This is a genomic window from Actinomycetospora sp. (genome assembly GCF_055612215.1).
This window is the reverse complement of record NZ_JBVPVA010001138.1, coordinates 1-2,007: the sequence shown is the minus strand read 5'-3', so window position 1 is coordinate 2,007 and position 2,007 is coordinate 1. Positions and strand designations below refer to the sequence as shown.

General features: G+C 72.0%; 3 protein-coding genes. 1 reads left to right on the top strand and 2 read right to left on the bottom strand.

What is annotated here, in order from left to right:
- The coding region (locus AC0CYZ_RS30710) for a nuclear transport factor 2 family protein (protein WP_472221904.1) at positions 1–469 on the top strand (469 nt) is incomplete at its 5' end.
- 78 nt (positions 470–547) lie between these two features.
- On the opposite strand, the gene AC0CYZ_RS30705 is transcribed toward AC0CYZ_RS30710, so the two are convergent.
- Positions 548–1,105 carry a chorismate mutase gene (locus AC0CYZ_RS30705; RefSeq protein ID WP_472221903.1) on the bottom strand — a complete coding sequence of 186 codons (558 nt, stop codon included), beginning with the start codon at positions 1,103–1,105 and terminating at the stop codon, positions 548–550.
- Between the two features lie 106 nt (positions 1,106–1,211).
- Positions 1,212–1,664, bottom strand: a complete 453-nt coding sequence (locus tag AC0CYZ_RS30700; protein ID WP_472221902.1) for a RidA family protein — start codon at positions 1,662–1,664, stop codon at positions 1,212–1,214.
- Positions 1,665–2,007 lie beyond the last annotated feature (343 nt).

Sequence of the window (2,007 nt, the reverse complement as noted above, 5' to 3'; positions counted from 1 at the left end):
GACCATGGCCGTGACCACGCAGACGATGACCGACGAGCAGCGCAAGTCGGTCGCCCTGGAGTACCTCAAGGCGTTCGACAACGGCGGGACCACCTCGTCCGGCGGCAGCATCCTCGACCTGTTCGCGGAGGACGCTCAGGTCATGTTCCCCAAATGGGGCCTCGCCGAGGGGCACGAGGCCATCGGGCGGATGTTCGCCGACGTCGGCGGCACCCTGAAGTCGATCAAGCACCACTACGCCGAATTCACCTGGATTTTCTCGGGTGGTGACCTCGTGGTCGCCGAAGGCACCAGCCACGGCGAGCACGTCGACGGCCCGTGGCGTGCCGGCGTTCCGGACTGGGCCGCAGGCCGTTGGTGCGACGTGTTCGAGATCCGCGACTGGCTCATCCAACGCTGCTTCATCTACCTCGACCCGGACTACGCCGGAAAGGACACCGCGCGTTACCCCTGGCTGGCGGCCGAGTGAGGAGACTCGACGCGGGCTGAACAGCGGCGATGGCCCTGACCGAATGCCTCGGCTGAATCCCCGTCGTCGGCGAAGACCTCAGGCGCACAGCGAGCGCAGGGCGCGCTCCAGTCCTCGGCGGTGCAGCGTATCGAGCGTCCTCGCTGCCGCGACGCGGACGGCCGCGGCCGTGACGGCTGCGCGGCACGTCGGGTCGGTCCGGGCCGGCTGCGCCGAAGCGAGGGCGTCGACGAGGCGCGGGGTGACGGCGTCGAGGGTCGTGCGGATTCCGGCGAGGTCGGGCGGGACGGTCGGCGCGGTGGCGGGCCGGTCGGTCCAGCTCTCCAGGAGGCCGTACTGCACCACCTTGTTCGCCGCGATCTGGTCGCCCACCACGGCGGTGACCTCGACCGGATCGAGTCGACGGCTCGCGCCGACCGCGCCTGCGGCGTCGACCACCACTCGCTCCCGCGCCGGGTCCTCCACCCCGCTCTTGGAGAGGTACTTCGAGGCGGCGACGGCGTCGGCGGTGGCGAGCCGGTCGGCGACGACCGTGACGACCGGCTCCCAGGGCCCGGTCGCGGCCTGCGGCGCCGCGATGGTGCCGCATCCAGCGCAGAAGGCCACGAGGGCGAGGAGCACCAGCCGTCGGGTCATGGGCCGATCAGGATAGGCACGGTCGGTCGGACGCGACAGAGGCGGATCACCGTGCCCTCCCGGTCGGCGGCACGTTCACGATCGTTGTCGGTGTTCCGGGTTGCGGCTACGTCCTGATCTTGACGACCGCTTCGATCTCGACCGCGATCCCGATGGGTAGTTCGGCCATGCCGACTGCCGAGCGCGCTCCGCGACCGCGGTCACCGAGGACCTCGACGAGCACGTCCGAGCAGCCGTCGATCACCCGGGGGGTCAGGTCGAAGCCGGGTGCGCAGTTGACCATCCCGAACAGCTTCACCACGCGTTCCACGCGCCCCAGCTCGCCCAGCTCGGCCTGCATGGCCGCGAGCAGCTGGAGCCCGGTCAGTCGGGCGGCGGCCTGGGCTTCGGCCAGGTCGAGCCCGCCCGGCCCGACCTTGCCCAGCACCCACCCACCCTCCGGCAGAGCCGGGCCCGCTCCCGAGAGGAAGAGCAGGTCACCGACGCGCACGGCGGGGACGTAGTTGCCCTGCGGCGGCCGGGGCGCCGGTAGTGGGTCACCTGCGCGCCATCCCTGCACGGCGACTCCTCACGGTCGAGTTCCTGCGCTGGTCGCTTCTGCGGAGGACCGGGCGACCGGCGTTCCCCGTCGAAGGATGGCGTGACCGACGGGCGCGGCGCCAGCACTCGGGCCTCCGCCCTCGTCGGCCGTCGCCCATGGGCTGCGAGCCCGGCCGCTGCCGCCATCGAGCTCGGAGCGCGCGTGCCCGCTTCGCTCCTGAGCTCAGAACCAGCGGCTGCTGGCCAGGCGGGCACCCTCGGCCAGGGCCGCGAACTTGGCCCAGACGACCTGGGGATCGACGGCGGCCTGCCCGACCCAGGTGCCGTAGCCGCAGTCGGTGCCGGCGATGACGTTCTGCGGG

What these genes read in the sequence shown, in the direction of transcription:
- AC0CYZ_RS30705 (WP_472221903.1), bottom strand. Translation starts at nt 1,105, where the DNA reads ATGACCCGACGGCTGGTGCTCCTCGCCCTCGTGGCCTTCTGCGCTGGA.